This is a genomic window from Singulisphaera acidiphila DSM 18658 (assembly GCF_000242455.2).
GTDB lineage: Bacteria > Planctomycetota > Planctomycetia > Isosphaerales > Isosphaeraceae > Singulisphaera > Singulisphaera acidiphila.
The window spans coordinates 8845867-8870955 of record NC_019892.1; the positions used below are offsets into that span (position 1 = coordinate 8845867).

The 25089-nt window shown below is 62.8% G+C and carries 18 protein-coding genes; 13 read left to right on the top strand and 5 right to left on the bottom strand.

Features of this window, described 5'->3' with window-relative positions:
* Positions 1 to 232: 232 nt before the first annotated feature.
* Positions 233 to 853, top strand: coding sequence for a 3-keto-disaccharide hydrolase (locus SINAC_RS34305; protein WP_015250128.1), 621 nt, complete (start codon positions 233 to 235; stop codon positions 851 to 853).
* Between the two features lie 120 nt (positions 854 to 973).
* On the opposite strand, the gene SINAC_RS34310 is transcribed toward SINAC_RS34305, so the two are convergent.
* Together SINAC_RS34310 and SINAC_RS34315 are read right to left on the bottom strand one after the other, a co-directional pair.
* Positions 974 to 2335, bottom strand: coding sequence for a Gfo/Idh/MocA family protein (locus SINAC_RS34310; protein ID WP_015250129.1), 1362 nt, complete (start codon positions 2333 to 2335; stop codon positions 974 to 976).
* A 260-nt stretch (positions 2336 to 2595) separates the two neighbouring features.
* Entirely contained in the window at positions 2596 to 2904 is a 309-nt protein-coding gene (locus SINAC_RS34315) for a putative quinol monooxygenase (protein ID WP_015250130.1), read from the bottom strand.
* Between the two features lie 163 nt (positions 2905 to 3067).
* On the opposite strand from SINAC_RS34315, the gene SINAC_RS34320 reads away from it, so the two are divergent.
* The 5 genes from SINAC_RS34320 to mscL all read left to right on the top strand — a co-directional run bounded on the left by SINAC_RS34320 (position 3068) and on the right by mscL (position 5956).
* Positions 3068 to 3466 (top strand): polysaccharide biosynthesis C-terminal domain-containing protein, encoded by a 399-nt coding sequence (locus SINAC_RS34320; RefSeq protein ID WP_020466534.1) that lies wholly within the window; start codon positions 3068 to 3070, stop codon positions 3464 to 3466.
* Between the two features lie 192 nt (positions 3467 to 3658).
* Positions 3659 to 3976 carry a thioredoxin family protein gene (locus tag SINAC_RS34325; RefSeq protein WP_020466535.1) on the top strand — a complete coding sequence of 106 codons (318 nt, stop codon included), beginning with the start codon at positions 3659 to 3661 and terminating at the stop codon, positions 3974 to 3976.
* Positions 3973 to 4476 (top strand): ribosome-recycling factor, encoded by a 504-nt coding sequence (locus SINAC_RS34330; protein WP_015250132.1) that lies wholly within the window; start codon positions 3973 to 3975, stop codon positions 4474 to 4476. Before SINAC_RS34325 ends, SINAC_RS34330 begins: the two co-directional genes overlap by 4 nt.
* 71 nt (positions 4477 to 4547) lie before the next feature.
* Entirely contained in the window at positions 4548 to 5396 is an 849-nt protein-coding gene (locus SINAC_RS34335) for a polyphosphate kinase 2 family protein (protein WP_015250133.1), read from the top strand.
* Positions 5397 to 5503: 107 nt separating this feature from the next.
* On the top strand, positions 5504 to 5956 hold the full coding sequence (gene mscL / locus SINAC_RS34340) for a large conductance mechanosensitive channel protein MscL (RefSeq protein WP_015250134.1): 453 nt from the start codon (positions 5504 to 5506) through the stop codon (positions 5954 to 5956).
* 143 nt (positions 5957 to 6099) lie between these two features.
* Here mscL and SINAC_RS34345 read toward each other — a convergent pair whose 3' ends face one another.
* Positions 6100 to 7548, bottom strand: a complete 1449-nt coding sequence (locus SINAC_RS34345) for a DUF1501 domain-containing protein (RefSeq protein WP_015250135.1) — start codon at positions 7546 to 7548, stop codon at positions 6100 to 6102.
* 12 nt (positions 7549 to 7560) lie between these two features.
* A complete protein-coding gene (locus SINAC_RS34350) occupies positions 7561 to 10695 on the bottom strand; it encodes a PSD1 and planctomycete cytochrome C domain-containing protein (protein WP_015250136.1) in 3135 nt (1044 codons plus the stop codon).
* 427 nt (positions 10696 to 11122) lie between these two features.
* Here SINAC_RS34350 and SINAC_RS34355 point away from each other — a divergent pair, with 427 nt between their 5' ends.
* Positions 11123 to 11914, top strand: a complete 792-nt coding sequence (locus SINAC_RS34355) for an alpha/beta hydrolase family protein (RefSeq protein WP_015250137.1) — start codon at positions 11123 to 11125, stop codon at positions 11912 to 11914.
* A gap of 61 nt (positions 11915 to 11975) precedes the next feature.
* On the opposite strand, the gene SINAC_RS34360 is transcribed toward SINAC_RS34355, so the two are convergent.
* On the bottom strand, positions 11976 to 16991 hold the full coding sequence (locus tag SINAC_RS34360) for a PVC-type heme-binding CxxCH protein (protein ID WP_015250138.1): 5016 nt from the start codon (positions 16989 to 16991) through the stop codon (positions 11976 to 11978).
* A 590-nt stretch (positions 16992 to 17581) separates the two neighbouring features.
* Here SINAC_RS34360 and SINAC_RS34365 point away from each other — a divergent pair.
* The 6 genes from SINAC_RS34365 (at position 17582) to SINAC_RS34390 (ending at position 25059) form a co-directional block, all read left to right on the top strand.
* Positions 17582 to 18913 carry a Gfo/Idh/MocA family protein gene (locus tag SINAC_RS34365; RefSeq protein ID WP_015250139.1) on the top strand — a complete coding sequence of 444 codons (1332 nt, stop codon included), beginning with the start codon at positions 17582 to 17584 and terminating at the stop codon, positions 18911 to 18913.
* Positions 18914 to 19359: 446 nt separating this feature from the next.
* The gene (locus tag SINAC_RS34370; protein ID WP_015250140.1) at positions 19360 to 20058 is read left to right on the top strand and encodes a 3-keto-disaccharide hydrolase; all 699 of its coding nucleotides are present in this window, start codon (positions 19360 to 19362) and stop codon (positions 20056 to 20058) included.
* A gap of 71 nt (positions 20059 to 20129) precedes the next feature.
* Entirely contained in the window at positions 20130 to 21026 is an 897-nt protein-coding gene (locus tag SINAC_RS34375) for a choline kinase family protein (protein ID WP_020466538.1), read from the top strand.
* A gap of 186 nt (positions 21027 to 21212) precedes the next feature.
* Complete coding sequence (locus SINAC_RS34380; RefSeq protein WP_015250142.1) at positions 21213 to 22022, top strand: methyltransferase domain-containing protein; 810 nt, start codon at positions 21213 to 21215, stop codon at positions 22020 to 22022.
* Between the two features lie 353 nt (positions 22023 to 22375).
* The gene (locus tag SINAC_RS34385; RefSeq protein WP_015250143.1) at positions 22376 to 23725 is read left to right on the top strand and encodes a reverse transcriptase family protein; all 1350 of its coding nucleotides are present in this window, start codon (positions 22376 to 22378) and stop codon (positions 23723 to 23725) included.
* 77 nt (positions 23726 to 23802) lie between these two features.
* Positions 23803 to 25059 carry a hypothetical protein gene (locus SINAC_RS34390; RefSeq protein WP_015250144.1) on the top strand — a complete coding sequence of 419 codons (1257 nt, stop codon included), beginning with the start codon at positions 23803 to 23805 and terminating at the stop codon, positions 25057 to 25059.
* Positions 25060 to 25089: the final 30 nt, after the last annotated feature.

The window sequence follows — 25089 nt, forward strand, 5'->3', positions numbered from 1 at the left end:
ATCGAAGATTTGCCGGCCGAGTCTGACAGCCATCCCTCCGGGGTCTTGGAAACACCGTTTTTCGTATTCGCTGTTTTCACATATACGATGACTATAAATTCGGGACTGGACAATACGGGCCTTGCTTCTCAATGATCCTATAGAGTGGGTGTTCACGCCGTTGTACCATGACCTGACGGACACTCAAAATCTCCACATAAGCCCACAAGCATTTCAGCACAAAGGAGCCAGTATGACCGGTCGCGCACTTCGGTGGAATCGCCTGGGCAAGGGGCTCGTCTGGGGAGGACTCGCGCTGGCCGTTCTCATCAGCCAGGGGGCGACCCGCGACGACGACGACACGTTCACGCCGGAGGAGGGTTTTACAAGCTTGTTCAACGGCAAGGACCTGACGGGTTGGCGGTTGGGCAAGCAACCACTCGAGGGGAAGGTCGAAACCGAAGATTATCGCTTCGCAGCCAAAGAGGGAGCGATTCGAATTCAAGGGGGGAAGCCGATCGAAGACCTCTATACGGTGCGCGACTTTCCTCGCAACTTCGTCCTGAGACTGGAATTTCGAGCGCAGCCGCAAGCCAACAGCGGACTGTACATCAGGGGAACGCAACTCCAGGTGCGTGACTACCCGACGGTTGGCCCGTACCAGGATCTGAAGTCGTTCAAACCGGGCGACTGGAACGCGATCGAGGTTACGGTCAAGGCCGGGGAAAACGGCAAGCCGGCCATCGCTCTGTGCACATGCAACGGTGAGGTGCTCGAGGAATCGCTGGTCATACCCGCCACAGGGGGGATCGGCCTGCAATCCGAGACGAACCAGATCGAATACCGTCGACTCCGGATCAAGGAAACTCCCTGACCGGGTTGAAGGGATCTAACGACAGAACAACCCGCCTCGCCCTGGCTTCCCCTTGAGGGGAAGGAGGGCGAGGCGAGAATCAAGCGGCTCGTTCAAACGCCAAGGCGACCGTCAATCGGCTCAGACGTGGATCGAGAATCCCTTGCGGTAGTCGCGCCTGAGGTACTGGTCGGCGGCGGAGTTATTCTTGACCTGCATGGCCGCCGGATCCCACTCGATCTTGCCGCCGACTCTGAGGGCGACAACCCCTAGAAGGACCGTCTCGGTGAGCCGGCCGGCATAGTCGAAGTTCGACATCGGCTTCTTCGGGTTGTTCTCCTTGATACCCTCAACCCATTCCCCGAAGTGGTTCTTGGTACGGGGGAGGGTCGGCTCGGGCACTTTCACGTCGGCGAACTTGTCCTTAGGCAACAGGACATGCTCGGCCCCGTAGTCGTTCACCGAGTAGAACGAGCCCTTTTCGCCGACCAGCAGCAGGCCGCTGCCGCCGACCTTCTGACCTTCGAGCAGTTGCTTGTAGGCACGCTTCTCTTCGGGGAGCTTGTTGCCGCCGTCGTACCAGGTCAACGACAAGGGGGCTCGTCCCTCGCGCTCGCCAAAGTTGGTCTTGATGATCGACCAGACTGGGTAGCTCTCGTTATCAACGATGCCCGAAGTGTCGACGACCTCGACCGATTCCGGGTCGAACAGGCTGAGCGACAGGGCGGCGACGTTGATGGTGTGGCAGGCCATGTCGCCCAGGGCGCCGGTGCCGAAGTCAAGCCAACCGCGCCATTTGAACGGATGGTACTTGGGGTTGTACGGCCGGTCGTGCGCCGGGCCAAGGAATTCGTACCAGTGCACGCTATCGGGAATGCCGGGGGTGTCCGTGGGCCGGCTGACGCCCTGCGGCCAGATCGGCCGATTGGTCCAGACGTGAATCTCCCGGATCGGTCCGAGGACTCCGGAGCGGATCAGTTCCACGCCCGAGCGGAATCCGTCATGCGAGGTCCCCTGGTTGCCCATCTGGGTCACCAGGTTCTTCTCGGCGGCCAGGGTCCGCATCAGGCGGGCTTCTTCGACCGACCAGGTCAGCGGCTTCTGGCAGAAGGTGTGCTTGCCCAACCGCATCGCCCGGACGCTCGCGGGCGCATGGCTATGGTCGGGGGTGCTGACGGTCACCGCATCGATCTTGTCCCCGATCTCCTCGAGCATCGTGCGATAGTCAGTGTACTTCTTCGCCTTGGGGAACTTCTCGGCCATCAGGTCGAGCTTTTTCTCGTCGATGTCGCAGAGCGCCACGATATCGCCGTAGGCCCCGGCGTCCCGCGTGTCGCTATCGCCCTTGCCACCAACGCCGATGCAGGCGAACTGGACGCGCTCGTTGGGTGACTCCGGCTTGTCCTGGGCTTGCGCCACGGTCTGACCGGCCAGGAGCGGGCCGGCCGCTCCTGCCACCGCGGTCTGCCGGAGGAAGTCTCGACGTGTTGAGCGGCGATTCATCTTCTTGGTTCTCCCTGACTGAGTCGGTCGTTCGGCCGGCGTGCCTCACGCGAGACGATCCCCTCGCCCTCACGATCGCGAGCCGGCCCTCGTCCGGCCGCCTCGCCGAGACACACCCTCCGCTAGCGTCAAACGCCCACCAGTATGTCGCGCGGCCCCTGAGGTCGCAATGAACCAATACAGCCGGGCCGAGGGATTGCCGACCGCCCGACAAGCCCGCTCGGCCGCCGAATTCTCAAGAGGCCGCCGCGTCCCAACATTCACGCCGGATCCAAGATGACCAGCGTGGTCTTGACGACCATATCCTTGACCTTGGGTCGATACGCTTCCATGTGGGGGGCCACCAGGTGCTGCTTGAGGTGCTCGACGCTCTCCCACTTTTCGACGATCGTCACAACGTCGGCTCGCGCGGGAAGTTGAGCCCCGATATCGGTCACGGTGTCGAGGGTGGGCCCGTACTCGAGACAACCGGGTTCGGCCAGAACGGGGGCGACGATTTTGCGGAATTCACCGAGGAATGCGTCGCGCTGGCCTGCGTGAAGCTCGATCGTGGCAATCACATGAATCATGGCGTCTCTTCAGACCTCAGGGACCGGGTTCAGGTGCGGGTGCGGAATCCACTCGAAGACCGTATCATATCGCGCCCCGGTGGTAAGGGAAGCGATGCCACGCGCTCGTCTCAAGGACTCACCCCGGCCCCCACTTCACTGATCGTTTCATGGAGTCATTCTCATGGCCAATCGGATTGCGATCGAATCGATGACCTACCCGACCGATCACCGCGGCCTCGTCATCGAGCCGATCGGCCCCGACGCGATCCCGCTTCAGCAAAACGTCCACCTCGCCCTGACCGAACCCGGCCACATTCGCGGCAACCACTACCATAAGCAAGGGAGCGAGATTGTCGTCGTTCTCGGCCCCGCCCTGGTCCGCTACCGCGAAGAACCCGAGGGCGCGATCCACGACCTCAAGATCCCCCAAGGCCAGGCGTATCGGCTCCGAATCCCCCCGGGTGTCGCTCACGCCTTCCAAAACCCAGGGCCGACTCCCATGGTGATCATCGCCTTCAACACGGTCGTCCATGACCCCAACCACCCGGACGTGGTGCGTGACGTCCTCATTGAGGGCTAAATCATCATGCCCGATTCTTGTGCGGTATCACCGCCTTCACCACCGGATCTCACCGATCCCCCTGGGACCATGGACGGGGAAGTACAAAGTCGGGCACCGCTTTTGCTTCACACTCTCTGCAACGCAAGATTTGCTTCACACTCTCTGCAACGCAAGAACTGATGGGGGATAACCTCGAGGACGAGCATGCCGATGGAGACCATCGAACCGACTCGTGAGGAGATCGACCAGACGTCGGGGCCGGTGCTCCTCGAATTCGGAGCGTCCTGGTGCAGCCATTGCCGGGCGCTCGAGCCTCAGTTGGCGGAAGTGCTGGCGTCTTACCCGGACGTGCGACATCTCAAAGTGGAGGATGCATCAGGGAAACGGCTGGGGCGCTCGTTTGGAGTGACCTTGTGGCCGACCCTCGTCTTTCTCCAGGATGGTCGCATCGTCAAAAAGATGGCCCGACCTGATCGGAGCGAAATCATGCAGGGCATGAAGGCTCTGACCGCGGGAGAGACAGGATGAACGACTGGGCGGGCAGGATGAGCAAGAGTGTCCGCCTTCTCGCCGAGCAACTGGCCGGAATCCGGCCGGGCGCTCTGAGTCCCGGGTTCATCGAAACGTTTCGTGTCGCCAGCCAAGGACGCTCACTGTCGATCCGCCAGGTGGCCACGGTCGCCCATCGGGGGGACCGGATCACAATTAGTCCGTTCGACCGGTCGATTGTCCCTGCCATCGTCAGATCACTGGTCGAGGCCAGGTTGAACGCCTACGCGCTCGACCCCGCGACCATCTGCGTCACCATCCCGCCGATCAGCGGCGAGCAACGGGCCGAGTTCGCCCGGCACGTCAAAAAACTCGGGGAAGAGGCCAAGGTGGCGGTGCGGGCGATCCGTCAGGAGGCTCGCAAGCAGATCGAGGCGCGGGGGCGAGGCTCGCAACGCGCTGTCCAGGAGGCGACCGACGCCGCCGTGGCCGACATCGACCGCCTCGTTCAAGGGAAAATCGCTGCCTTGATTTCATAATCTGCTTTTGCCAGCATAAACGATTCGCGGCACTGTTCCGGAACCGCAAATGTACCTGGGGTCAACGACTCGTGAAATATTTCGACAAGTTCCGTGTAAAGCCAGGTCGAAAGGTCAAACTCGGCGAAGTCGACCCTGATTTCACGGACGAGCATGCGAGTCGTGAGGAAGTCGCCAAGGAAACCAAATCGCTGACCCGGCGGCTCCGTGAACTCCAGGAACGACTCTACGCCGAGCACGAGCGTTCGCTCTTGATCTGTTTGCAGGCCATCGACGCTGGCGGCAAGGACGGGACAATCCGCCACGTCCTGGGGGCCATGAACCCGCAAGGGTGCAAGGTCATTTCCTTCAAAGAACCGACTCGCATGGAACTCGACCACGACTTCCTCTGGCGAATCCACCAGCAAGTGCCGGGCAAGGGAGAAGTTGCCGTCTTCAATCGCTCACACTACGAGGACGTCCTGATCGCGACGGTCCGTGAACTCGTCCCCAAGAAGGTCGCGTCGGCTCACTATGACCAGATCAATACATTCGAGGAAATGCTAACACAAAATCACACTCACGTTCTCAAGTTCTTTCTTCACATCAGCAAAGAAGAACAGCTTGAGCGGTTCAAATCGCGGCTCGATGACCCAACGAAGCAATGGAAGATCAGTGAGAGCGACTACACCGAACGAAATCGCTGGAATGACTACATGCGGGCCTTTGAAAAGGCCATGTCAAAGTGCAGCACCGATCACGCCCCCTGGTTCATCATCCCGGCGAATAAAAAATGGTTCCGCAACCTCACCGTCGCTCGGATCGTCGTGGAATACCTCGACAGCCTGGAGTTGAAATACCCGGCCCCCACGGTTGACCTCGCGAAGATTCGCCACGAGTATTACAAGGCAGAGGCGGAACCTAAGCCTGTAAACGGCTGAGTCGAGTTGCCAGGGGCCAAGAGCAAGGTGACTTACGGCTCACCGGAGCCAACCCCACGGTTTCAGGAGATGGATTGCCCAACGCGTCCCTTGAGGAGGGTCACAACGTGGACATCAAACATCTCGATCCGAAGAAACAGGCATCGGCTCTCATTGACGAGTTCAAAAAATTCGCCTTCAAGGGGAACGTCATCGACCTGGCCGTCGGTGTGATCATCGGAGCGGCATTCGGCAAAATTGTCACGTCGCTTGTCGATCACATTGTGATGCCGATTATTGGAGTCATTCTCCCAGGCAGGTCCGGCTATCAAGGCTGGAAGCTGCTGATCCACGGCAAAGAGATTCCCTACGGCTTATTCCTCGGTGATGTCGTCAATTTCTTGATTGTTGCCATGGCGCTCTTCCTGTTCATCGTCAAATTCCTGGGCTGGATTTTGAAGAGCAAGAAGGAGGAAGCGCAAGCGCCCCCTCCCTTGACCAAAGAGCAGCAACTCTTGAGCGAGATCCGCGACCTGCTCAAGCAGCAGGCAAGTGCGACCGGTCCGGGAGCGACGTCTTAACCTGGTGGGCCCCAAAGCCGTGAAGAAGTGAAGACACCTACGTTTTCCATAGTTCGATTCCCAGGCGAGCAGGGAGCAATCAACTCCCCGCTCGCCTGGAAGAAATCCCAAAAAAGGGCTGGAAGCGGCGTTCCGCTGAGGAGTCAGGCAAGCAGTTCGTTGACGACTCGGCCCGAGACGTCGGTCAGGCGGAAGTCTCGACCTTGGAAGCGATAGGTCAGGCGGGTGTGGTCGAAACCGAGGAGGTGGAGGATCGTGGCGTGGAGGTCGTGAACGTGAACCACGTCCTTGACGGCCTGGAAACCAAGCTCATCGCTCTCGCCCAGGGTAACGCCCGGCTTGATGCCGCCGCCCGCCATCCACATGGTGAAGGCGTTGGGATGATGGTCGCGGCCGTCATCCCCCCCCTGTACCATCGGGGTCCGGCCGAATTCGCCGCCCCAGACGACCAGGGTGTCTTCGAGCATCCCGCGCTGCTTGAGATCCATGATCAAGGCCGCGCAGGCCTTGTCGGTCTCCTGGCAGTTCCGCTTGAGGTCGCCGACCAGGTTACCGTGCTGGTCCCAGGCCTCGTGGAAGATCTCAACGAAGCGGACGCCCTTCTCGACGAGCCGGCGAGCGAGGAGGCAGGTGTTGGCGAACGAAGGCTTGCCCGGCTCGGCGCCGTACATCTCGAGAACATGCTTTGGCTCGTGCCCGATGTCCATGACCTCGGGGGCGACCGACTGCATCCGGTAGGCCATCTCGTAGGAGCTGATCCGGGTGGCGATCTCGGGATCCCCAACCTCGTCGAGCCGCATCCGGTTCAGCGAGCTGACGGTGTCGAGGCTCTCGCGCTGGAGTTCCGCGTCGACCCCGCTCGGGTTCGACAGGTAGAGCACCGGATCGCCACTGGTACGGAACTGCACGCCCTGATGGACGGTCGGCAGGAAGCCGCTCCCCCAGTTCGAGTTGCCGCCGCTCGGGCCTTTCTTGCCGGTGCTGAAGACGATGAAGCCGGGTAGGTCCTGAGTCTCACAGCCGAGTCCGTAAGTCGCCCAGGCCCCCACACTGGGTCGGCCGAAAATCTGCGAGCCGGTGCTCATCAAGATCTGGCCCGGCGCGTGGTTGAAAGCGTCCGTCGTCATCGAGCGCACGATCGCAACGTCGTCAGCGACCTTGGCCAGTTCGGGGAGCAGTTCCGAGAGCTCCGCGCCGCTCTGGCCGTGCCGAGCGAACTTGAACTTCGGCCCGAGCAGCTTGGAGTTCGGATTGATGAACGCCGCGCGATACCCTTTGAGCAACTCGGGAGGCGGCAACGTCCCGTCGAACTTCGCAAGCTGAGGCTTGTTGTCGAAGAGCTCGAGATGGCTCGGAGCGCCCGCCATGAACAGGAAGATGACCCGCTTGGCCTTGGGCGCATGGTGGGGCGCCTTGGGCGCGAGCGGATCGCCTCCCGGTAGGGTCGCGGACGCTGGCGCGGCGTATCCTCCCTGGTTCAGGAGCTGGCCGAGCGCCAGCGAACCGAGGCCGACTCCGCACTGCTGGAGGAACCAGCGGCGAGCGACCTGCGTCGGATTCGCGTTGCGGTAGAGGTGGTCCTGGCAGTTCATGGCTCGACCCTCTTATTCCTTGGAGATCGTTTCGTCAAGGTTCAGCAGCACGCGGGAGACCGCGGTCCAGGCGGCAAGCCGGACCGGCGTCGCGCCCGCGGGAAGCGTGGGAGGCTTGTTCGGGTCCGTCGCCGCGAATTCCCAGGGCTTGGCCCCGTCACGCCCGAACCGCTCTTCTTGCCGGCGCAGGAGGTCGAGCAAAACCGTCGCTTCCTGAGTGGTGGGCGTGCGTGCCAGACAACGTCGGAAGGCATATGTGAGCTGGGAGGAGTCGGTGTTTCCCCCCTCTTGCAGGGTTCGCAACGCCAGGGCCCGGGCGCACTCGAGGAAGGTCGGCTCGTTAAGGGTCGTCAGTGCCTGCAAGGGCGTGTTCGACCGCGTACGGCGGACGCACGAGACGTCTCCGTTGGGCGAGTCGAATGTTTGGAGCATCGGATAAGGCACTGAGCGATAGCGGAACGTGTAGAGAGCGCGACGGTAGCGGTCAGGGCCGGTGGCAACCGGCCAGACCTTCGGGCCATAGCTGGTCGGGGGCTGGAACAGAAACTCGGGGGCCGGCGGAAAGACGCTGGGGCCGCCAACCTTCGGATTGAGCAGGCCGCTGGCCGCCAGGGCCACGTCGCGGACGACCTCGGCGTCGACCCGGAACCGAGGGCCACGCGCCAGCAAGCGGTTGTAGGGGTCGCGGGCCAGCAAGTCGGGCGTCGCCTTCGACGACTGCCGGTAGGTCGCCGAGTTGACGATCAAGCGGTGCAAGTTCTTGAGACTCCACCCTTGCTCCATGAACTCGACGGCCAACCAGTCGAGCAGTTCGGGGTGCGACGGCGGCTCGCTCTGAGTTCCAAGGTCCTCGCTGGTGCTCACCAGGCCGATGCCGAAATAGGCCTGCCAGACGCGGTTGACGATGGCCCGAGCGGTCGTCGGCGCATTGCGGTCGGCCAACCACTGAGCGAACGTCAAGCGATTCGCGGGTGCGTCCGACGGCAACGCGTTGAGAAAGCCGGGGACCCCGGGCACGACGGCCTTGCCGGGCTTGAGGAAATCACCGCGAATGAGCAGATGAGTCATGCGCGGCGTCTCTCGGGCTTTGAACACGAGTTGCGACGCCCCTTCGGGATGCTCACGCCAGAGCGCTTCGATTCGGTCGTTCGCCTCTTTCCATTCAGGGACGGTCGTCCGCCAGTAGCTGAAGACGGTCGCAACCTGCGCGGGGGTCCGCTGCTCTGGAGCAATCGCCAGGATCTCGCGAACTCCCATCGGCAGCGGATCGGCCGTTGCGTTGGGGGCCGTCGTGACCGAGAACCGGAACCGGCCGAGGTTGTTGTTCTGGTTATCGTCGCTGTTCCAGCCGCCGTGGCTCTGGTTCAGGTAGAATGTGAGCAGTGTCCCCCCTGGGTACGCGATCGCCTTCTCGGCCACGAAGACCGCCTTGCGCGGCTGGTTGCGCCGGCCGGGGCCGATGTCGAAGGTCCAGGCGGTCGGTCCTTTGCCGTCGATGGCGTACTCGATCGGCCCGGTCACGCGAGGGGTCTTGCTCCGGTCGTCGAAGATCGCCTCCAGCGGCGTTTCCGGCGGATTCACGTCGGCCGTCGCTTTGACGATCTTGACCCGCTCGGGTGGCTTGGAGCCGTCGGCAGGCGCGGCATCGACGAGGAACTCCGTCAAGGCGCCTGTCCCTTTGATCGAGCGGCCCGGACCGCCGAGCGGCAGGTTCGGATCGTTGAGCAACTCAAGTCGGAACGCGTTGATGCCCTGGACGTCCGTCTTCACCGTGAACTTGGTCTGAAACTTCGTCGGCGCATACCCTCCGGCCAGGAGCGAGCCGTCCTCCATTCGCTGGTGCTTCTGACCACCGGTGCTGATGTCGTCGACCCCCGCCTCGACCACAGTCCATTCAGGCTGATTGGAGGCGACCTGGGCTTCCCAGGCGGCCATCCGCTGAGGCCAGTCGGACGTCCTGTGCTGAAGGTCCCCTTCGATTTCACGGATCTGCCGAAATAACTCCGCCCGCTTCATCTGTTCGTCGGGCGAGTAAACGGCCACGTTCGCCTCGTGAGTGTCATTCACATAGGCAAACATCTTATAATAATCTTCGTGCATGAAGGGGTCGAACTTGTGAGTGTGGCATTGAGCACACTGAATCGTCAGGCCGAGGACCCCTTTGCCGATGGCTTCCATGCGGTCGAACATGGCTTCCATCCGGAACTGCTCGGGGTCGACCCCTCCTTCTTCGTTGATCATCGAGTTGCGGAGGAATCCGGTCGCGACGACCTGATCTTGCGTCGCATTCGGCAGGAGGTCGCCGGCGATCTGCTCAATGACGAACCGGTCGTAGGGAAGGTCGCGGTTCAGGGCCTGAATGACCCAGTCGCGATAGGCCCAGACTTGCCGGAGCTTATCTTTCTCGTAGCCGTCGGAGTCAGCGTAACGGGCGGCGTCGAGCCAGATCCGCCCCCAGCGCTCGCCGTAGGCTGGGGCATCCAGAAGCCTGGCGACCCGGTTTGCGTCGGCGTCCGGGCCCGACTCGGCCAGGGCGGCGTCGGCCTCCGCGATCGTCGGCGGGAGCCCGATCAGGTCGAGGCTAAGCCGACGGAGCCGGGTCAGCGTGTCGGCCTCAGGCGATGGGGAAAGCCCGTCCTTCTCCAAGCGCGCGAGGACGAACGCATCGATCGGGTTCCGGCACCAGGCAGGGTTGCGGACCTCGGGAACCGTTGGCCGCTTCGGCGGAACGAACGCCCAGTGCTTCTCGAAGGGAGCCCCTTGCTCGATCCAAGTCTTGAGTCGTTCGGTCTGCTCCGGAGTCAGCGTCTTGCCCGACTTGACCGGGGGCATCCGCTCCTCAGCGTCCTCGGAGGTAATCCGCAGGTAGAGCTCGCTCTCTTCGGGCTTGCCCGGAACGATGGCCGCACTTCCCGAAGCCGCCTCGGCCCGTGCTCCCTCCGACGTGTCGAGCCGGAGCTTGGCCTTGCGCTTCGGTTCGTCGGGGCCGTGACAGGCGAGGCAGTTGTCCGCCAGGATGGGGCGGATGTCACGATTGAAGTCCACCTTCGGTCCCGCGGCAACCGCCGGTCCCGCGGCAGTCACGATCAGCAGGAGAACCAGCGGCCAAGTTCGCCGTCGTTCCGTGCGGCCTGGGGAGCATTGCATTGAGTCGACTCCGTCGGCTTACTCCGGCCAAAGGACCAGACCAAAGCGAGGGTATGGTCAAGGCCGAAGGAGCGGTCGGGTGGGAGAATCGGTGGGTAGGATCGACCAGTCAGCCAACTCGGGCGGAGCTTGAGCTTCGGCAGTGATCGATCGCATTAGTGCCTGATCCTACCAGACCCTGCGGGCCGGAGCCAGGGTCTGACCCGGAACCCACACGGGAGGGCGATGGAGCCATGGAAACGAGACAGCCGAAAGAACGGCTCTTGACGCCTTCGGCCCAATTCCAGAGACGGACATCGATCTCAGTAAAGTTGTCGCAATCGAAGCGCCGATAGGAGCGTTGAGGAACTGCGCCGCGGTTATGGCGGTTCCCTCCCCCCTCACATGAGCCTTGCATCTGTTGGCATGTTCACCCGGGAGTGACCTGATGGCGGCTTGCGTCGCGCTTCTGGCCGCGATCTCAGCGATCGCGGGGATTGGAGACAGCCCCGCCTTTCTCCGGTTTGGAGGAGACTCTGCTCAGGGGGTCCTCGTCAATCTCACACCGGGCATGCGACCGTTCGACCCGCCCGATCCGGGTCGGCCAACCCTGGTTTTCATTCACGGCTGCAACGCAGCTCCAAGACTGGTTCACTTCGCCATGGGTGAACGGCTTGCCGAGGCCGTCGCCCGGCGCGGCGGACCTGGGGATTTCAACGTCCTCGACTGGAACTGGAACGCGGCGACGATTGTCGGCTTGAAGACGAGTACCAACGAGGCGAGGGCCGTGGAACAGGGCCGGCTTCTGGCGGTCAACTTGCTTCATTCCAGGGTGCCGCTGGCGCGAACCCATCTGATCGGACACAGCTCCGGCGCCATCGTCGCCGCTTCCGCCGCGCGGACCCTGATGAGCGGTTATGGTCAACCGGTAGCGCAGTTGACGCTCCTCGACCCCGCCGTCTCCTACCACGGCCTGATCTTTGACGTCCTGGCCGCCGGTTCTTGCGCCCAGCGTGTCGAAAACTACTGGACGGCAAGACCGAGCGGCTATGGCCGCGAAGCCCCCCACGCCGGCGTCTGGAACACGCGAGTGGATGGCCCGACGCCTTATTTCGGAGCATTCTCACCTGTTCATTCAAACCACTTCCACGTCGTGGAGTGGTATTTTACCAGCGTGGCCGACCCCAGATACCCCGTTGGATTCAACCGAAGCCTGCTCGTCACCCCCGGCGGGAAGTAGGCCGCCGTTTGAATATTTCGCTCGCCCGGGGGGGCGAGCGAAAAGTGTGGCAGCCGGGGGCTCAGTGTCCCCCCGCCCCATGGGCATGATGCCCCTCTTGGTGATAGAGTTCGCTCTTGGGGTTGGCCCGCGAGGCAATGTAGGCGACGAGGTCGAGGATTTCCTCGCGCGTCAGCTTGTCGAGCAAGCCCTTGGGCATGATTGAGATCGGCGACTTGGCTCGCTCGGCGATCTCGGAGGGTTTGAGCACGACGGCCGCCGTCTTGGCCAGCGGGTTCTCGATCACCTTCACGTGGTTCGGGGTCTCCTCAAGGATCAGGCCGGTGAGGACCTTGCCCGACTCGGTGGCAATCGTGTAAGCCTGGAACTTCTCATTGATCTTGGCCGACGGTTCGAGGATCTCGCGAAGGATGTCGGCGGACGTCAGCTTGGGGTCGAGCTTCGTGAGGTCGGGGCCGAACTCCTGGCCGGCTCCATCCACTTTGTGACAGGCGATGCAGTTGGCCACCTGGAAGATCTGCTTGCCATTGGCAAAGGAGCGGCCGGGGGCCAGTGGTTCCACGACCGACGCCAGGTCATCGAACTTCCACTCCTTGCGCGGACGGTTGGACTTGAGCAAGTCGTCCTTGATCGGCAACGGATTCTTGGCGAGGTACGACTCGGGGTCGGCCAGATACTCCTCAAGGTCTTCGACGACATAGAGCGAGCCGTACATCCGTCTCCAGTGCCCCGGATAGGTGCAAACATAGGGATAAACCCCCGGCTGGCTCGGGGCGGTGAACGCGAGCGTCTGCGTCTCTCGAGGCTGGAGCAGGCGGCTCGCCAGGATCACTCCCTTCGACGAGGGAACATAGTTACGTGCGAGGGCTCCGGGGTCAGTCGCCGTCGATTCCCCGAGCAGGCCGACTTCCTCGAGGGTTCCCGGCTGAATCACGACGACGTTGTGCGGCATCAGGTCGTTGTTCTCGAAGAGAATCTCGACCGGCTTGCCGGCCTTGACGGCGAGCCGCTCCTTGTCGAAGAGCATTTGCTCGGGCAAGGTCCCCAGCCGAAGGACACGCACGCCGAGCTCGCCAAGTTCCTTGCGGATCCGCTTCGCTTGCTCCAGGGGGAGCTTCGCGGCCAGGGCGTCGGCCAGTTGGAGGGCGTCGAGTGCCGCCGGATTGGTCCGATCGGCGGCCGGGATCGTGCGGATGTGAGCGATGAGGCGGTCCAGCAGCGGCCGAGCCTCGTCCTCGGGCCAGTCGGCGGCCGGGATGCGCTGGAGGGCCTGGATCGCGGCCTGGCGATCGGTCCCTTCACCGACGAATCGGGTCAATGCCTTGAACGTTGGCACCTCCTGGCCGCGAACATAGGTGAGGGCGTTCATCGCCGCACGTCGGATGATGCCCTCGGGGCCTCCCCCACTCAGACTGAAGCTCAGTCTCGCGGTCGTGGCCCGCTGCCTGGTCTTCTGATGGACAACGTTCCTGCGGCCGTCGAGAATAGTGAGGTTGAAGTTGTCGAGCCGCTTCCCGAGTTCACCATCGGTGCGGTTGTAGATCACAATCGAGTCGATCGGTTGCTCGGTGCCGAGATCGACCTCCCACCAGGGGTTCGGCGTGTCCTCTTCCGAATGGGTTTGGCCGTTGGAGCTGTAGTCGCCGACCCGGTTACCGTCGATCGCTCGCTTGGCCTCGCCGCCGTTGGAAGTATTTTTCTGCGACGCCTTACCCGAGGGGGCCACGTTGCGGCCGTCGCTCATCACCTCGACCTCGGCCAGGGTCAGGGTCCTCTGCCTCCCTGGCAGCTCGATCCGAACGTAACGGCCGTAGGTCCCCTTGGCCTGGGATGCGGACGAGGCGAGTGGCTTGGGTAGACCGTTCAGCAGCGGCTCCACCTTCGGATAGAGGCTCGCACGCAGGCTTGGGTCGCGGATCAAGGGCATCGCCCCCAGCAAGTCCCGGAGCGTCTGCACCGATTTCTCGCCGAGTTCCCAGGCGCGGTCGACGTTTCCGTCGGCGGCGATCAAAGCGACGAAACCGAGCTGGCGAGTGACCGGCAAGACCGATCCGGTCGCCATCGTTTCGAGGTCGCCACGGACACCGGCCAACTCGGTCGCGGTTCGGCCGGTGAGCAGCCGGGCCAGGTCGTAGACAACGCTCTCCTCCCGGTCTCCCTTCTGCCCGTCCTGGCTTCGGATGGCGTCGATCAGGACTCGAAGCTCTGGCCTGTTCTCGCGCTTGGCAAGGTCGCCCAGCGCCTCGCGGCGAACCTCGTCGCGAACCCCAGCACGGAAGAGCAGCTCAAGGTCCACCCCTCGGTCCCGCTTCATCTTGAGCAGTTGATCGGTACCAATATTCTTGAGTACGAACCGGGCCCCGGCGTCGGTCGTGAAGGCGATCGGCTCTCCCTTGGCGATCGCCTTCCTCCAGTAGGGGTCGAGCGCCTTCATTGTCTCGCCGCTCGTATACGCAAGGAACTCGTCGGTCGGATGCTCGGCCGCGATCAAGGGAATCTCAATCGCCTCGGGCACCTTGAAGAAACTGGCCGCGCGGACCGCCTCGAGCCGGACGCGCGGGTAGGAGTCGGCCGCCTGCTTCTTGAGAAGTGCGAGCGCCTCGGGCACCCGGTCATGCCAGTAGCAGAGGACCCGGGTCGCCGCCGCTCGGGCGCGGAAGTCGGGCGAACCGAGCACGCGCTTGAGTAGGTCGATGTTCACCGTGTTGTGATATTGATGAACCCAGAGGGCCTCGAGCACGTGGTGTTCGTAGGCTGGGTCAGACTTGTCGAGCCCGGCAACCCACTGGCCGATCGGGGCGATCACTTCCTCGGTCGGCCGGGCCCCCAGCTCGGTCTTGACCCGATAGCGGACGCGATCCTCCGGCTCCTTGAGCAGGTCGAGTAGTTTCTCGACGGGTTCGCCCGCGATCTTGGGGGCCTTCAGGAGCGGGCGGCCCTCGGCCGTGATCCGATAAACGCGGCCGTGCAGCCGGTCCCGGCTCGGGTCACGCAAGTTGTGCTGCATGTGGCCGATGATCGGGTTCTGCCAGTCGAGGAAGTAGATCGCTCCGTCCGGCCCGATCTCGACGTCCGACGGGCGGAAGTTCACGTCCGACGAAGAGAGGATCGGCTCGAGCTCCGTGCCGGAGAGGCTGGCGTCGTTGTCCTCGATCTTGTACTGGAGGATGCCCTGAAACCCGATGACGTTGGGGACGAGCAAGTTCCCTTGCATCGACTCGGGGAAATGCCGGCTCGAGAGCGTTTCAAGGGCCGGGCACGGCCGAGTGCGCTGCTGGTAGACCGAAGGGGCCCGGCCGTGCTTGTCGGGGAAGTCAAGGTGGCCCGAGAAGAGGGTGCCGTGATACGGCACGGCCCCGGTGCCGTCGGTCACAATGTCTTGCCCCCAGTGGTCGAAGACGTGGCCGTGCGGGTTGGCGAACGCGTAGCTGACGTAGACGTCGAATTTCTGGGTCCGCGGCTCGTACCGGAAGACCCCCGCATTGATACAGCGCTCGGAGGGAGCGTACGGGGTTTCAACCTGGGTATGGTGGAACGTCCCCTCCTGGAAGTAGAGCGCCCCGCCCGGGTCGAGCAGAAAGCTGTTGGAAGTGTGGTGGGTGTCGGCCGAGTCGAGCCCGCTAAGGACGCGCTGGCGGACGTCGGCCTTGTCGTCGCCGTCGGTATCCTTGAGGAAGACGAGGTCGGGCGCCTGCGCGACGTAGACCCCGCCATTGGCGAACTCGAATCCGGTCGGGCAGTGCAAGTGATCGGCGAACGTCTTGACCGTATCCGCCTTGCCGTCGCCGTCAGTGTCTTCAAAAATCAGGAGTTTATCATCCATCTCCTCCTTGGGTTTCCAGTGCGGATAGGTCGGCCAGACCGCGACCCAGAGGCGGCCCTTGGGGTCGAACGACATCTGCACCGGCTTGGCCAGGAGGGGGAACTCTTTCTCAGAGGCGAACAGGTTGACCTTCAACCCCTTGGCAACGGTCATCGTGCGGATCTCCTCCTCGCCGTCGAGGAAGATGTGTTCACCGTTCGGTCCCTTGCCCGGCTTGTTCGTGACCACGGGGATAAAGGGAGGCGTGTTGCCGTCATCAACTTTCAGGTCGCCCCCCTTGGCGACCGCCCAGATCCGCTGGTCGCGGTTGGCGGTCATGACGTCGAGGACTTCCATCTCGCGCTGGGCGACCACGCGGTTGGTCTGGCCGTCGGTGAACTTCAAGTCGGCCCGGCCGCCGTAGATCGAATAACCGTCGACCGTGCGGTAACGGTTGAACCAGAGGAACGCCTTGTCGATGACCGCCTGGCGCAGTCGCTCCAGCTCGGCCGGGTCGCGCTTCGGCGCGGGGCCGTCGGAGAACAAGGCCTCGTCGATCACCCGGGCAAGCTGGCGGTTACCATCCTCGTTGAGGTGGACGCCGTTGATCGTCAATGGCTTTGACGCTTTGGAATAAATTTCGCGTGTCGGTGTGAACAAATCGACGAACCGGACACCGTTTGCCTTGGCAACCTCGCGCATGGCGGCGGTGTACAATTCCAGCCTCGCGTTGTTCTCCGCGCCGTCGGGAAGATTCGGCTGGTGTAGATTCTCGTGGGCAATGGGCGAGAAGAGGACGAGTTGGGGAGCCGCTTTCCCGTTGTATTTCTGAGCAAGTGAGTGCTTGATAAAGTCGGCGAGTTCGTCCTTGAACTTATCGAGGCCTTCTCGTCCCGCGAACGACTCGTTATAGCCGAAGAAGGCGAAAATGACGTCGGCCTTGGTGAAGGTCAGCCAGTGGTCGGGCGTCCCGAAGTCCTTCGAGCGAATCCGCCGGGCGAGGTCGATCTCGTCCCCCGAGAAGCCGAGGTTGCGGACGACCAGCTCGCGGTCCGGAAACCGGCTGTAGAGATAGGTCTCGAGCCAGCCGTCGTGCTGCATCCGGTCCGCGAGCGTGTTGCCGATCAGGCTGACATGATCTCCATGCCGGACCTCGAGCGTCCCGGCCGCCTGCGCAGACGTGCCCTGGAGCCATGCGATCCCGGTGAGGATCACCGCAAGCCACGGGAATGGAAGTCGGGGGCGAGGGGGTGGAGTCTCGAGGTGTCGGTCCATGGTGATCGGTCTCGGGGTTCGTTATCGGGCGATCCGTACCACTCTGTTGATCGGTTGACGAGGCGAGGCAAGCCGGCGGGGGGCATCGAACGCGCACGAACCGTTCTGCCCTCCGTGGATTACACTCGACAACGCCTATGTCGGCAAGCACCTTAGCAAAACGGCCATCCGAAAATGGGTGGCGACCAAACTGGACCTGAATTTTCCGGTTGCCCACCATGGCCAACTACAAGGGCCACCCCGATCACCTTTAAATTCAGGAACGAGATGAGCACTCACCACACAAATAATTTTGGCTTTTCCTGGGACCGCGGGTGCCCTCGCCCGCGGTCCCAGGGAAAGGCTTCCATGCAGGACGGCCATCCACACGAGGAAAGCCATCCCTGACAGGGATTCAATGGCCAAAAGAAAGCGTCGGCGCGGCAAAATCGCCCCTCTCATCCCGAACGCAAGCGTTCGCTATAATGACGGCCGTCACCACCTAATGAAGACCGACTCTTTGGGATTCGCGATGTGCTCGCGATCCTCTCCCCGCCGCTCCCCCACCCGGGCGGACGACCGGTCCGCCCTCCACTTTGGAGGTTTGGTCGATGAGCCGACAGACGAGACGCGACTTCCTGCGAGCCTCAGCCGCCGCGACTTCCGGTGGGATCCTCCTGCCGTACGTGAATCCCAGGGGGCGCACCATGGCCGACGAAACCAGGTCGCCGAATGAGCGGCCGCGAGTCGGCTGCATCGGTCTTGGCGGCATGGGGCGAGGCGATGCCAAGGCGGTCAAGCGGTACGGCGATATCCTGGCGGTCTGCGACGTCGACCGCAAACACGCCGAGTTTGCAAGGGATGAGAAGACCATCGGCAACGGCAAGGCCGACATTTACGAAGACTACCGTAAACTGCTCGACCGTAACGATATCGATATCGTTACCATCAGCACGCCCGATCACTGGCACACGCGAATTGCCATCGCCGCCCTCCGCGCAGGCAAGGATGTCTACTGCCAGAAGCCGCTGACCCTGACCATCGACGAAGGCAAACAGCTTCGCAAAGTGGTCGAGGAGACGAAGCGAATCCTCCAGGTCGGCACCCAGCAACGGAGCGAGGACAAGAACAGGTTCTTGACGGCCGTCGCCATGGTCCACGACGGGCGGATCGGCAAGGTCAAGCGCGTGACCTGCGTCATCGGCGCCACGCCCGACGAAGGTAAGACGTTTCGCAAGACCGAACCACCCACGGAACTCAACTGGGAGATGTGGCTGGGCCAAGCACCCAAGGTTGATTACATCGCCGAACGATGCCACAACAATTTCCGCTGGTGGTACGAGTACTCCGGAGGCAAGATGACCGATTGGGGAGCCCACCACGTCGACATTGCCCAATGGGCGATCGGCATGGACCAATCCGGCCCCAAAACGGTCGAGGTTCTCTCCGCCGAGCACCCGGTCCCCTTCAAGGACGGGATGCCGATGGTGGACGACCGGTACAACACGGCCACCGCCTTCCTCGTCCGCTGCCTCTTCCCCAACGACGTCGAGTTGCTAATCCGCCACGACACGGAGAACGGCGTTGAGTTCGAGGGGGAGAAGGGAAGCTTCTTCGTCAGTCGTAGCAAGCTGGTAGGGGAACCCGTCGACGAACTGGACAAGAACCCGATCCCCGAGTCGGCCTTGATCGCGCTCCGCAAAGGCAAGCGGCTCGACAGCCACATGGGCAACTTCATCGAGTGCGTCCGCGACCGAGCCACACCGGTCTCCGACGTCGCTTCGCATCATCGAATGCTCACCACCTGCCACCTCGCCAATATCGCGCTCCGGCTCGGACGGTCCCTCACCTGGGACCCGGTCAGCGAACAAATCGTCGGCGACCCCGACGCCAACAAGTGGCTCGGCCGCGAGCAGCGCAAGGGGTACGAGATCGACGCCTGAGCAAACGCTTCCATTTGCACTCCCCGGAAGCGTAGACACCCAGCCCGTACCTCAAATGAAATTGAATGCGAGCGGGGTGCCCGCGGTCCCAGGGGAATCAAGACAAATGGAGTTGAAAGCGGGGTGCCCGCGATCTCAGGGAATGCAACTGCTGGGGGGAACCGGGTTCGGGGCGAACTTGCCAGCGACCCCAAACTTCCTGCCCTCGCTACCTTCGCGAGATTCCCTTTCGCGAACCGCTACGATATGATCCGTTTCTCCGTGTGCCGCACGCCCCGCGTCAGGAATTGACGGCGTGCTGGCACAACGACTCTCCTCGTCTCGATCCGAGCATACCTTCACAGCAACAAAGGTATGCCGGGAGCCCCCTCGCAGCCAAAAGAGGAATTCTTGCGCGTCAGTCATCCGTTAGGGAATTGAATCCGGCCGAACGGGAGATCGAAATCATGTTCTGCGTTCGATGGGTCGCGACCGCCTCGTTGCTCGTCTTACTCGGGGGCCCGGCGGTTGCCGAGGACTTCCGGGATCTGTTCAACGGCAAGGATCTGGATGGGTGGGTCGCCGAGGGGGTCAAGGACTTCGTCAAGGACGGCGAAACCAGGCCGGTCTGGAGCGTCAAGGACGGAGAGATCCTCTGCACCGGGAAGGGGTTCGGCTTCCTGCGGTACGCTCGCGAGGAGTTCGCCGATTTCATCTTCCGGGTCGAGTTCCGGATGGCTCCCAAGTGCAACAGCGGCCTGGGAATCCGCACGCGGGTCTTCGACCCCAAAAGCTCGAAGGCCACGCGGCCCTCGATCTACAGCTATGAGATCCAGTTGACCGACGACGCGGGCCTGCCGGCAACGAAGCATAGCAGTGGATCGCTCTACCGGTACGTCGCTCCCAAGGAAAGCGCCATGAGGCCCGCCTCGGAGTGGAACCGGATCGACGTGGAATGCGTCGGCCCCCACGTCAAGGTCACGCTCAACGGCAAGGAGATTATCGACGTCGATCAAACCACCATCGAAGAGCTCAAGCAGAAGCCGCTCAAAGGGTACGTCTGCCTTCAGAACCACGGCGGAACGATCGAGTTCCGCAACGTTCGGATCCAGGAGATCAAAGGGACAGGCGACGGCAGCGGAACCAAGCTCTCGACCATTCGTTGACCACACGCAAAAGGTGTTTGATGTCGCTGGCATGCTCGCCCGATCACGACGCTTCGGCTCGATACCATTCCATGAATACCGATCGAATCCACACCCAGCGCATTCAGACCCTCTCGTACTGGACCCGGCCGGTCACGATCGAGCCTCTGCCAGGTGGCATCACCAATCACAATTACCTGGTCAGCGACGCCGGCCATTTGTACGTGGCGCGGCTCTGCGTGGACAAGACGCTGCTCGGGATCGACCGCCGCAACGAGGTCGTCTGCCATAGGGCCGCGCACGCCTGCGGGATCGCCCCCGAACTCGTCCACCAGGAAGACGGGGTCCTCGTCACCCAGCACGTCTCGGGCCGAACCCTCGCTTCCGAGGACGTGCGTGACCTCGCCTTTATTCCTCGGCTGGTCGCCGTCTTGCAGACGCTTCACGAGTCCTGGGACGCGCTCACCGGGGAGATCCTCTATTTCTCGCCGTTTCAGACCGCCCGGACCTACGCCAAGACGGCCGCTGCGCTGAACGCGCGGTTGCCCGGCGACATCGACCGGTTGCTCGAGGATGCCGGCCGCCTTTCCCGACAACTCGGCCTGTACGTGCCGGTCCTTTGCCATAACGACCTGCTGGCCGGCAACATCATCGTCGAAGACAACGGCGATCGCGTCTGGCTGGTCGACTGGGAGTACGCCGGGATCGGCCATCCGCTCTTTGACCTGGCGGGCGTTTGCGCCAACAACGCCTTCTCGGAATCCCAGGAACTCGCATTGCTCGGCGCTTACAGGGGTTCGGTCAACGAGTGCGACCTCCGCGACCTCCGAATCCTCAAGACGATGTCCTCGCTGCGCGAAGCGCTCTGGGCCGTGATCCAGACGGTGGCCTCGGACATTGATTTCGACTACGTCCGCTACGCCAACGAGAATTTCGAGGCTTACCGCGAGGCTAGGAGACAGCTCAGGGTTCCCGTGACGGCCCCTTGAGAGACGCGGAGAGGCGGTTCATCCAGGAAGCAAGGGCTTGGAGAAACCGGTCTCACCTAACTACAATCTTTCTTTCGCGCCCCCGGACGGGGGCCTCCCCGTTCTTAAAGGGGATTGGCCGGCAGGGGTCGGCAACAGGACGATCCCCCCCTGCCAGAACGGTCATCCTCGAATCGAAGGCACGCCATGACGCCCCAGCAGACTTCGGATTCCTCGTCCCAGATCTACGACAACAACGGTCAATACACCCGTAAAGGGATCTTGCGATACGAAAGGATCTTCGGCGAAGGCTACATCAGCACCGGAGGTCACGAGACCACCCTCTACCTCTGCTCCAAACTCGAGGGCCGACTGCTCCCCGGAGCACGGGTGCTCGACGTCGGTTGCGGCATCGGTGGGGCCATGTTTTACCTGGCCAAGGATCACGGCTCGAAGGTCACGGGCATTGACCTCGCCCCCATGATGATCACCATCGCCCAGGAACGGGCCGCCGAACTCAAAGACGGCACCGGCGCCACGTTCCTCCTCGGCGACATCATGGAGATCCCGGCCAACGAGACGTTCGACATCGTCTGGAGCCGCGACGCCCTGATGCACGTCGCAGACAAGACCCGCCTCTTCGCCCGCTTGTTCGACTTGCTTGAGCCAGGCGGCAAGCTCGTCATCACCGACTACGCCAAAGGCATCGGCGCAGGCTCGCCCGAATTCCAGGCCTATGTCGCCTCGACCGGCTACAACCTGCTCGACCCCGCAAGCTACGGCAAGCTCCTCGAAGCGGCCGGCTTCGTCGACGTGGTCGTCGAGGACGCGACCGACAAGTTCCTCGACATCATGAAGCGCGAGTCCGACCGGCTGGCCGCCAACCCCGAGGCGTTCGTCAAGGAGTTCAGCGAGCAAGACCTGAACTACCTGCGCGACCGCTGGGCCATGAAGGACGGCTTCTGCAAAGCGGGCGACATGAAGTGGGGCATCTTCCAGGCCACCAAGAGCCGCTAAGCCCCCCCGCATAGCTTCCCCTCCGAGCAGCGGGTCCAAATGAACTCCGCTTCCGATTCCGATCGCCGGGTTGGCCCAGGGTCTCCACCACGCCCTCGGCCAACCCGCCTCGATCGCTTTGCCTCCCCGCCTATTCGACGGTCTCCCATCCCCCCTCCTCATATCTTGACAGTAGTACATCAGGCCGATAGCTTGAGACCCAAGCGGCGGCGCCCCAAGCGGGTGAAACCACTGTCTTCGGATGGTGGGTCTCACCTCTCCGGGGCTACCCCGGGGGAGCATCTTCCACGGAGATCGCAGCGCGTGAGCGGCCCTACGCTTCGCGTAGAAATGCTCACGCCCGACGAGACTGGTTGGGGCGACCACCGCTGTTATCCACCCAGAATGCCGAATTCATCGTCCGGGAACTGGCCAACGCGTTCGTTGAAGGCGTCTGGGACCTCGACGGCCTCGTCGCCCGAGGTGAACAGACGCTTGGCCGGCGTCCGCGATGGCTCCGCCATCTGGCTCGCCGACTGCTGGCCGCCTTCAATGATGGCCGGCGTCCTCCGGCCGCGCAAATCGCACGGTTCATTCACAACGATCGCGGTTTCGACCGGGTCCGCGAACGGTACGAGCTCACGATGGAGTGGAGCCGCCGGCCCCCTCCGGTAATGAGCCCCGGACCGGGGGAGCCGGAGTCTTGGCCTGTCCCGGCCATCGTGACCCCGGAAGACCTGGCCGAACGACTTGGTCTGACTCGCTCCGAACTCGACTGGTTCGCGGATTCTCAGGCACGCGAAGGCCGAGGGTCCCCGGAAAAACTCCGGCACTACCACTATCGCTGGCAAGCGAAACGCTCCGGCTCGGCCCGCTTGATCGAGGCTCCAAAACCACGCCTGAAGGCCATTCAGCGCAGGTTGCTCGACGAAATTGTCGCGATGGTCCCCCCTCATGACGCCGCTCACGGCTTCCGCCTCGGCCGATCGGTACGGACCTACGTCGAGCCCCACATCGGCCGGACCATCGTCCTCAAAATGGACCTCCGCGACTTCTTCCCTTCGATCTCGGCGGCCTGGATCACCGCCCTTTTCTTAACGGCCGGGTATCCCGAACCGGTGGCCCGATTGCTCTCGGGCTTCTGCACCAACAGCGTCCCGCCCGACATCTGGGCCGATCCAAGGTGCCCAATCCAGGGCCCCGAGCATTGGAGGCTGAGACGGCTTCACCGCCAAACCCACCTGCCGCAAGGCGCCCCGACCTCCCCTGCAATCGCGAATCTCTGCGCCTATCGGCTCGACTGCCGTTTGCAGGCCCTCGCCACCTCAGTCGAGGCCCGTTACACCCGATACGCCGACGACCTGGCCTTCTCCGGCGATCAACGGTTGGCGCGGGCGGTCGAACGGTTCCAGACCCAGGTCGGCGCTATCGCCCTGGAGGAAGGCTTCGTGGTCCAGCACCGGAAAACCCGGGCGATGCGTCAAGCTGTCCGCCAGCGCGTGGCCGGCGTCGTTCTGAACGTGCGGCCTAACGTCCCCAGGCCGGACTATGACCGGCTGAAAGCCACACTGACCAACTGCATCAAGCAGAGCCCTCAGTCACAGAACCGGGATGGCCATGCCGACTTCCAGGCCCACCTGCGCGGCCGAATCGCCTACGTGGCGGCCCTCAACCCCAACCGGGGTCAACGGCTCCGCGCCTTGTTCGAGCAAATTGCGTGGTGAACGGTCACACGAGTGTTGTTTCCGGGGTACGTCCACGGAATCCCCATCACCCCCCTTTGATCTGGAAACTGCCAACGATGCGCACCGCTCTCGCCTTCGCCCTGCTTTCCACACTCGCCCTGGCACAGGCCACGGCCGCTGAGGAACGCCCCGTCGCCGAGAAGTACCTGATCTCCGGCGATCTCGCGGGGGGCCAAAAAGCCCTCGACGCCATTCTCAAGGCCCATCCCGAGGATGCCCAGGCCCGATTCGGCCTCGGCGCACTCCAGTTTGTCCGGGCCGTCGAGCACCTGGTCCAGGGGTTTTACCAGCACGGGCTGCAACCCGACCTCTCCGGCGGCATGATCCCGTTCGCGCGAATCCCGGTCCCGGCGAACCCCAACCCGAAGCCGATCGCCTACGAAGATCTTCGTCAACTCTTCGAGGAATTCCTCGGTGATCTCACCAAAGCCGAGGCAACGCTCGGGCAAGTCCGGGACGATGCGGTGAAACTCCCCATCCGCTTCGGCCTCATCCGCCTCGATTTCGATGGCGACGGCCAGGTAAACGAGGACGAAACACTCTGGAAGATCTACGCCCGCCTGAACGGCCAAGCCGGGCAGAACCGGCCTGATAGCGAGCAGGAGAACGCCTTCCCGATCACCTTCGACCGTGGCGACGTGGCCTGGCTACGCGGCTATTGCCACCTCTTGATGAGCGTGTCGGAAATCTACCTGGCCCATGACGCCAAGCTCCTCTTCGACCACACGGCTCATCTCTTCTTCGCCAAGCCGAAGACGCCGTTCCCGTTCCTGAAAAACGATCCGCAAGGGCTCAACCCGATGCGTGACAACAGACCCAACGTCGGCCTGATTGGCGACCTCCTGGCATTCGTCCACCTGCTCCACTTCCCGGTGAAGGAACCCGCGAGGATGGGCGCAGCGCTCACGCACATGGAAACGATGCTGACCCTCAGCCGGGAGTCGTGGAAGGCCTACCTTGCCGAAACCGATGACGACCACGAATGGATCCCGAACCCGAAGCAGAACAGTGTCATTCCCAACGGTAAAGTGACCGGCGAAATGCTCAAGGGTTGGCTCGGCTTCATCGACGAAGCGGAGGCGATCCTCGCCGGCAAGAAGCTCGTCCCCTTCTGGCGCGAGGCCGACAACAAGGCGGTGAACCTGCACAGGGTCTTCACCGAACCGCGTGAGTTGGACCTGATCCTCTGGATCCAGGGAACGGCCGCCGCCCCCTATCTCGAGGTCGGCCCGGTCACCCAGCCGGAGTTCTGGTCTCGGCTCCTGCGTGTCTTTCGAGGTGAATTCTTCGGGTTCGCGATCTGGTTCAACTGAGACAAGACGACCGGCCACTTCAAAAACGAT

Bases quoted from the DNA above. Each gene is read 5' to 3' on its own strand.
- SINAC_RS34345 (WP_015250135.1), bottom strand. From the start codon at position 7,548: ATGAACTGCCAGGACCACCTCTACCGCAACGCGAATCCGACGCAGGTC.
- SINAC_RS34360 (WP_015250138.1), bottom strand. From the start codon at position 16,991: ATGGACCGACACCTCGAGACTCCACCCCCTCGCCCCCGACTTCCATTC.
- SINAC_RS34350 (WP_015250136.1), bottom strand. From the start codon at position 10,695: ATGCAATGCTCCCCAGGCCGCACGGAACGACGGCGAACTTGGCCGCTG.
- SINAC_RS34365 (WP_015250139.1), top strand. From the start codon at position 17,582: ATGAGCCGACAGACGAGACGCGACTTCCTGCGAGCCTCAGCCGCCGCG.
- SINAC_RS34330 (WP_015250132.1), top strand. From the start codon at position 3,973: ATGAACGACTGGGCGGGCAGGATGAGCAAGAGTGTCCGCCTTCTCGCC.
- SINAC_RS34305 (WP_015250128.1), top strand. From the start codon at position 233: ATGACCGGTCGCGCACTTCGGTGGAATCGCCTGGGCAAGGGGCTCGTC.
- SINAC_RS34380 (WP_015250142.1), top strand. From the start codon at position 21,213: ATGACGCCCCAGCAGACTTCGGATTCCTCGTCCCAGATCTACGACAAC.
- SINAC_RS34355 (WP_015250137.1), top strand. From the start codon at position 11,123: ATGGCGGCTTGCGTCGCGCTTCTGGCCGCGATCTCAGCGATCGCGGGG.
- SINAC_RS34390 (WP_015250144.1), top strand. From the start codon at position 23,803: ATGCGCACCGCTCTCGCCTTCGCCCTGCTTTCCACACTCGCCCTGGCA.
- SINAC_RS34310 (WP_015250129.1), bottom strand. From the start codon at position 2,335: ATGAATCGCCGCTCAACACGTCGAGACTTCCTCCGGCAGACCGCGGTG.
- SINAC_RS34375 (WP_020466538.1), top strand. From the start codon at position 20,130: ATGAATACCGATCGAATCCACACCCAGCGCATTCAGACCCTCTCGTAC.
- SINAC_RS34370 (WP_015250140.1), top strand. From the start codon at position 19,360: ATGTTCTGCGTTCGATGGGTCGCGACCGCCTCGTTGCTCGTCTTACTC.
- SINAC_RS34315 (WP_015250130.1), bottom strand. From the start codon at position 2,904: ATGATTCATGTGATTGCCACGATCGAGCTTCACGCAGGCCAGCGCGAC.
- SINAC_RS34325 (WP_020466535.1), top strand. From the start codon at position 3,659: ATGGAGACCATCGAACCGACTCGTGAGGAGATCGACCAGACGTCGGGG.
- SINAC_RS34320 (WP_020466534.1), top strand. From the start codon at position 3,068: ATGGCCAATCGGATTGCGATCGAATCGATGACCTACCCGACCGATCAC.